Source organism: Microcoleus sp. Aus8_D2 (assembly GCF_036702665.1).
GTDB lineage: Bacteria > Cyanobacteriota > Cyanobacteriia > Cyanobacteriales > Microcoleaceae > Microcoleus.
On record NZ_JAUBUN010000070.1, the window covers coordinates 21,191 to 27,573 of the forward strand.

The 6,383-nt window shown below is 45.4% G+C and carries 2 protein-coding genes and 1 pseudogene; 2 read left to right on the forward strand and 1 reads right to left on the reverse strand.

All coding sequences use genetic code 11. The features are described 5' to 3' along the window. The first annotated feature begins 113 nt into the window (after window positions 1-113). Together QUB64_RS33130 and QUB64_RS33135 are read left to right on the forward strand one after the other, a co-directional pair. Window positions 114-431: an IS4/Tn5 family transposase DNA-binding protein gene (locus QUB64_RS33130; RefSeq protein ID WP_442921735.1), complete on the forward strand. Its 318-nt coding sequence runs from the start codon at window positions 114-116 to the stop codon at window positions 429-431. After that, window positions 395-868 (forward strand): annotated as a pseudogene (locus QUB64_RS33135) (IS4 family transposase); the annotation flags it as partial. The gene QUB64_RS33130 and the pseudogene QUB64_RS33135, both read left to right, overlap by 37 nt. Window positions 869-1,738: 870 nt before the next feature. On the opposite strand, the gene QUB64_RS31370 reads toward QUB64_RS33135, so the two are convergent. Further along, the coding region (locus tag QUB64_RS31370) for an Ig-like domain-containing protein (RefSeq protein ID WP_333394320.1) at window positions 1,739-6,383 on the reverse strand (4,645 nt) is incomplete at its 5' end.

Genomic DNA, 6,383 nt, shown 5'->3' on the forward strand with positions numbered 1-6,383 from the left:
AAATCCCCCTTAAGAAGCTATGCTTTATAAGGATCTTTCTTAACCAAAAATTTGACAAAAACTCACATCTGTGCTGTGTAAAGAGCGGGCGAGATCCCAGGAAGAAGGTTAAAATGATTGAAAGATGGGTCAAGCAAGAATTAGAACAAACTCAATTGGGAGATGTAAGAAGAACCAATAGATTTATGAAAATTGTCTCGAATTTGAGCAATAAGCCAGAATCTAGTGTACCAAAAGCTAGTGGCACATGGGCAGAAACTCAGGCTACTTATGATTTTTGGGACTCACCATATATCAAACCAGCTCAACTGCGAGAAGGACCTAGAGATGCGACGTTATCAAGAATTAAAAATCATCAGGTTATCCTAGCAATCCAAGATACCACAGAATTAAATTATACAACTCACAAATTACTTGTATTGAGGATGTAAATACTTATGTGAGATGGTATAGCTATCGTTGGCTGATTGAGCGTTATCATTATGTGTTAAAGAGTGGTTGTGGCATTGAGAAACTACAACTAGAAACAGCACAAAGATTGGAGATGGCTTTGGCTACTTATTCTATTGTAGCTTGGCGTTTGCTTTATATTATTTATGAAGCTCGTCACGCTCCAGATGTTAGTTGCGAACAAATACTAGAACCTGCGCAATGGCAGGCTCTTTATGCGACAATTCATCAGACAATCTATCCTCATTCTCACCCGCCGACTTTAGGAGAGGTAGTGGGTTAGATTGCTAAATTAGGAGGTTTTTTGGGTCAAAAAAATGATGGTTTTCCAGGGGTTAAGACTTTGTGGCGCGGTCTAAGAAGATTAGATGATATTATGAGGGGTTGGCTACTTTTTCATGAATTAAACACAACTTGAACTCAGAGTTTTTGAGGAGTAATATAGCTGGGATGGCTAATTATATTTGTGAATTGAGCGATAATTTGGGCGCTCGATCGCACTGCCGAGGAGCCAAATACTTTATTCTCAAGGCCCAAAAATGTGCGTTCGAGTCAGACCCGTGAGCTAACCGCAAATCAATGACTCGCCACTGATATCAATCAGCTCTTTTTCCCTAAAAATTGGTATTCTCACAGAAAGCCAACGCCCCGATATCTACTACATAAGTAGTTACTTTTGTCAAATTTTTGGTTAAGAAAGATCCTTATAAAGCATAGCTTATACCATTTTGACAAATGGTTGCTACGATGATTGACCATATATAAGTTATCTGCGATCATCATAAATTGCCGGATACGGCTTGGCCTTACGTCCCTACAGGTGAAAACCTCTAATTTCTTTTGTGTAGCAATGTTTTTTTAAATTGGTATTATTAAGGAGGGTTAGGGGGGATCGGAATTCTATGCACCCTCATAAAAAATTGATATTACCATAAATCAATAAGGTCGATCGCCCTTAGTTTTTGAAGGACGATCGACCTTATATCAATACGGTTCAGATAAGACTGTTATGGAAGCCTCATGCTGTGAAAAAAAGAAACTGCGATTGCTTCGTTCCTCGCAATGACAACCGCTAAACCAAGCGTATTGGGCCTTATATTCCAATACGGTTCAGTTAACACTGTTAATTCCCCGGAGATCCCCCTCGCATACCCCCTACTCCCCCTGATTGTTGGGGGACGCAAGAGCAACTTCTTGTCCCCCCCTTTGTAGGGGTGGTGCCTCCGTGCCCGCCCTCTTAACTAGGGGGGATCGGTCTTATCTGAACCGTATTGCATTATATTCTTCTCTAAATCAGCATGAAATTCGCTGCTGTAATTGAGTTTGCATTGACTCCAGCCAGAACACCTAACTGCTCCCCTGTCAAGAGGTTCTTGATAATTGTTCCCTGAGTATTTTGAGTTATTTCCAACTGTCCAAAACTCAAACCTCTGCTCAATCCGAGCGCATCTTGACCGATCGTAAAATCAGCAATAATGTCAAATCCTTGACCGGCTTTTAAGACAAAGATATCGTTGCCGCTACCGCCGATCAAACTATCATTTCCCAAACCTCCGTCGAGGAGATCGTCGCCTTTCCCACCAGTGAGAGTATCGTTGTCTGCGCCTCCGAAAAGAGTATCATTTCCGGCACAGCCACCCAGGATGTCCGCTCCGGCGTCACCGTTGATTAAATCATTACCTACCCCACCGCAGAGGGTATCATCTCCATCCTGTCCAAACAGGTTGTCATCACCTTGACTGCCAAGCATGATGTCATTACCTTTGCCTCCATATAAGGTGTCATTATCCTTGCCACCATCAATGAAGTCATCATCTTTGTTGCCATAAATGATGTCAGTACCTTCGCGACCGTGTAACAAGTCATTGCCTTTGCCTCCATACATTAAATCGTTACCAGACTCGCCAAGGATGATATCGTTACCTTCGTCTCCATAGAGGGTGTCATTATCCTTGCCTCCGGCGATGAAGTCATTGCCTCGATCGCCATTAATAATGTCGTCATCGGCACCACCGTATAAGTTGTCATCCCCGGATTTGCCATCGAATATATTGGCAGCATTGCTACCTAGTAATTCATCGTTTTGGGCAGTGCCTATCTGAATGCCGGATGCGCCCAGTATGGTGTTTTCAACTGAGTTGGGTCGGTTTAAGTTGGGATAGGTAATTTCGTCGCAAATGCAGTCATCATTTGAGGCGTTATTAGTTGTTGGCGTGGGAGTTGCTGTTTCGGATGTTGTTGCCGATGGTGTTGCCGATGGTGTTGCCGATGGTGTTTCTGATGGGGTTGGAGTGGTCTTTGGTGTTGGTGCTACCGATCGAGTCGGTGTCTGTGCTCCTGATGTGATCGGTGTTGGTGTGACGGGTGTGGCGCCAGTGTCGGTGTCGATTTCGCTAGAGGTAAGTTCATAAGGAACCAGCAAGTCTTTGGGATCGATCTTCTCGAAGGTGGGGCGAATGGTGGGGTCATTCACCGCCACTGTCTCGATTTTCTTCAGGATCGCTTCTTTTGTGTTCTCAGCCAGGAACTGCTCGATCGTCTTGGTTCCCGCTGCCAATTCCGGCAGTCCGACTGCGATTTGACCCACCGATACCGCCTGCAATTTGGTAATTTCCGTGGCGATATCTTTGATGGGGCGACCGCTAGCGACGAGCTCCTTGACCATTTGATTGCCCAGGACCATTATTTGTGCAGCAGCCGAGGTGACGCTGGCTAGCTGCTGTGTGTTGAGATTGCTGTCTTCCGTGGCAGCAGCAGCGATCGCACCCTGTACAATTGCCTGAACTGTCTCTAGCTTGCTCAAGTCAACCGGAGTGCCAGCTTCGAGGATATTCGCGATCGCGAATATCGCGGCATTTCCTAGCAGTGCCAAGGGTCTGTCCGAAACCCCGTCGATTAATTTCGCCGTCTGGACGATCGTGTTTTGCACCATAATCATTGAGGCAAACACCGATACACCCTGAGCGTCACCGTTGGCAATAGCTTCCAATGCGTCGTAGCTGCCCAAGTCCACTCCTGCCGACAATCCCAGAGCCGATTTCACCTGAGTTTGGGCCGTTTCAGGGTTAGTTCCTTGCTCCACTAACGCAGCGATAACAGTTGTTAAAGGAGTTACCACTGTCGATTCTGGAGTAGAAGACAACTGAGTGTCTAGAGGCAAATAAGTCGAGACATCTATCCCGTTGGCCATAATAATTTTGCCTTCGGTATAGTCGATCTTGCCATCTTTATTGTTGTCAAACTTTTCTAGTTCTATTGTGAGATCGAAGCTGCCATCGGGGTTAGTAAAGGCGAAGGGTTCATTATCATCTTGCACCCCATTGAAGTTGCCATCAAAGAAGACTTGTCCACCCGTTATGTAACCGTCAATGGCACGACTCTTGCGCGTCGAACCAGTTCCCAACCGGAAATCGGCAAGTGTTATTTCGGCCAGGCGTTTCTCGTAAGCCGTTTTCCAGCTAAAGGGTGTGTAATACTCAGCCTTAAAATCTAGTGCTGCTTTCACATCCCCATTGATTTCAAACAGGCTCAGCGGATTACTGATGCGGGAAGTAATTTCTGAGGCGCGGATTTTGCCGTCACCCGTTCCGATCAAATTCCTTCTTGTATCATTGAACTCATCCAATAGGTAGCCTCTTAGGTCGTTTATCTCTAAGCTAGCATTAGGAGAGGAGAATCCCATTATGCTTCTTCCAGACCTCTTTTTTTCTTTCCATCCCTCTATAAAATACTTCCCTCTTGACGCTAACAGTGAAACCCTATCAAATTCCTCCGGCATATTTTTAGCATAAGGGTTAAAGTTGTCCGCTGCCGATCTATCGAGAGCTGGCGGGTTTGTGAAGGAGAAATTGCTATTTAGTGAGTCCAATTTTTCACGCAGCCGCCGCCGTACATACTCAACTTGATCGGGATTAATGATCCATTCCCCTTCTTCCACGTCGATCAAATCTAACTTAGCATTCGCCTCAATTCCGCCCGTAAGATAAGCTTTTGCTACTCCAATGCTAACCCCGCCCCCAGCCTTAATACTAGCTTTGAGCTTGAGTTCATTAACATCGGGCCCCGTACCATCGGCATTTTGGCGATCGCTCACGTAGAAGCCATCGAGAACTTTATAGGCATCTGAGGGATTAAAGCCAGATTGTTTCCATTGAGCAAGTCCAGAAGTATCAAACCCGAACCCAAAGTTCGCTTTCGCTTCAAAATTTCCCTCTAACTTGCCGTTGATACCTAAATTTACAACGGGAATTGAGTAGATAGGAAACTCTTTGTTAATTCCGAAGTTAAAGTCTAGGTTAGGCACTTTATAGGCAAACAGGGTGACATCCGGTTTACCCATCAGTAAATCGATCGCGGTACCAGGATCGTTCAATATAGGTAAACTCAACCCATCCATCTTTTGGAATAGGGTAAGCAACTTTTGAGTCTTTCCGTTCGACTTCGATTTAGCTTGATCGGTGGAAGATGTCGCTGTTTTGGTTTTAGTTGTCTTAGCGGTTTTAGTATCAGCCTTGGGATCGGTGGCGTCGAAATCTATCGCATAGTCACCCAGATCTATAGCAATGTTGCCATCTTGAGAGGAAATATCTTGGAGCAAATCACTAGCCTGGCCGATATACTCAAGGCCATCTAGGAATCGAGTATCGATTTTTTTGCCTGTGAGAGTGGCACCTGTTTCGATCAGCGTGACCTTACCATCACTGTTTTGGTCAAATATCTTCCTGATAGGACTGAATTCAGACAGCAGTTTAATATCGCTGTTGAGAGCACTAATGATAGGACGAGCCGGCTTAACAATTTCATTGACTTTGGTAATAACAGGTTTCGCAAAATTCGTGACAAAACTCCCCAAGTCAAGCTGCATATTCTTGAATTCAACACTGGGTTTTTGCGGCCCGCTCCACTTGCCGTTTTCGTATTTCAGCACCGGGAAAGCTGCGTTGAGGTCAAAATTGAAGGACGGAATCGCAGCACTGCCATTAATGCTCGTTTTTGCACTCAAGCCGATGTTGGCTTTGGTATCTAAACTCGTACCAATCAAGTCGGAGAGTTTATAGTTACCCTTGCTCAGTTCATTTAAGGTCAGCCGCCCATCATTGATTCCTCCTTGGGCGGGGGTTAAATCTTTTAGAGATGCCTTAAAATCACCGCTAATTTTAGTCGGGTTAGTGCCCTTGTTTGCCACATCCAGTTGCAAGAAACCCAGATTGGCTTTGCCCGTAAAATTATTGGCTAAGCCTACTTCAGCGTTGAGAGCAAGCTTTGTATTGTTTGTATCGAAGAAGAAGCCATCCTGATTCAGACCAAATCCCAAGTCCAATCCGTACTTGAATTTGGCGTTGGCATCGCCCTGAGTATTCAATCCCAGCGCCGGCAGTCCCAAATTACCATCAAGTTTCAGCGTTTTGGCGTACTCTTTGCTCAGGTTAACCAGAACTTTAGCTTCTCCGTTTGCCCCAACTGAACCCGTAATTGTCAGGTTGGGGAAGTCTTTGCCAAGGGAAGTCTTGATAGTATCTTGAAACTTCACTGCATCCCAGCTCGGCGCCGCTTTGAGATCCGCGATCAACCTGTTCTTAATGCTGTTTAGAAAATCAGGGGCAAGGGCCTTGAGTTTATCACCCACCACCGGGATTTGAGCCGCCAGATTGTTAGTGAGAGACTCTTGCAGCTTGTTAAAGCCAATATCAATAGCGGCGGTATCTGGAGGCGCTTTGGAAGTAGGCGCTGTGGTATCAGGGGTGACAGCAGCCACGGTAGCAGTGGTAAAATTCCAAGCAGTTGCACCTGTAGTACCGGCATAATTATTACCTGCTAAGTCTTTAATTGCACCAGCAGCAATTTCAACGTAATAACCAGTACCGAGTGCTAAATCTGCCGTGGGATTAACGGTGACTGTACTACCAGCAACAGTGACATTTGCCGCTGTGACA